The sequence below is a fragment of the Monashia sp. HAY1-2A genome (genome assembly GCF_056755315.1).
In genome coordinates, this window is record NZ_JBNDHY010000318.1 from 1 (window position 1) to 774 (window position 774).

Annotated in this window: 1 protein-coding gene and 1 pseudogene; both read right to left on the bottom strand. The window is 68.5% G+C overall.

Features of this window, described 5'->3' with window-relative positions; translation table 11 throughout:
* Positions 1–226: pseudogene (locus ACPYOM_RS22090) on the bottom strand (hypothetical protein); the annotation flags it as partial.
* Positions 223–774, bottom strand: a 552-nt coding sequence (locus tag ACPYOM_RS22095) for an amino acid ABC transporter permease (RefSeq protein WP_481347603.1), incomplete at its 5' end; no start/stop codon positions are given. The gene ACPYOM_RS22095 and the pseudogene ACPYOM_RS22090, both read right to left, overlap by 4 nt.

Genomic DNA, 774 nt, shown 5'->3' on the forward strand with positions numbered 1-774 from the left:
GGCAGACGATCTCCCCGCAGGCCACGTCCAGGTCGATCCGGTCCAGCACGACCCGCTGGCCGAAGGACTTGCGCAGGCCGTGGGCGTACACCGTGCCCACGCCCGTGCCCACCCCGTCCGAGCGGTCCACCGCACGGTCCACCGCACGGTCCGGTGTGCCGTCCGGTGTGCCGGTCGGCTTGCTGGTCGGCTTGCTGGTCGTCTTGCTGTTGGTCACACCGGTCATCGGGCTTCACCTCCGAGGGTGGCGTCCAGCGGCAGTGGGGGCTGTGCGGCACCGGTGGTGGCGCGGGTCCTGGTGCGGGAGTACTTCTTCTCGATGAGGGACTGGGGGTAGCTCAGCGCGAGGGTCATGAGCAGGTACCAGAGGCAGGCCACGATCAGCAGCGGGATGGTCTGGTAGGTGCGGGCGTAGATGAGCTGGACGCTTTGCAGCAGCTCGGCCACCCCGAGGACGCTGACCAGGGAGGTCTCCTTGAACATGCCGATGACCTGGTTGCCGACGGCCGGGATGACGGTGGGCATGGACTGCGGGATGATGATGCGCCACAGCTTGGTCCGTCCGCTCATGCCCAGGGAGTCGGCGGCCTCGAGCTGGCCCTTGTCGACGGAGGCGAACCCGCCGCGGATGATCTCGGCCAGGTAGGCGGCCACGTTCAGGGACAGCCCGACGATGGCCGCGGTGGTGGCCGACATCAGGGCGTTGACGTCCACGGCGCGGGAGATGTCGGTGAACGGGATGCCGATGCTGATGTTCGGGTAGAGCGCGGCGAT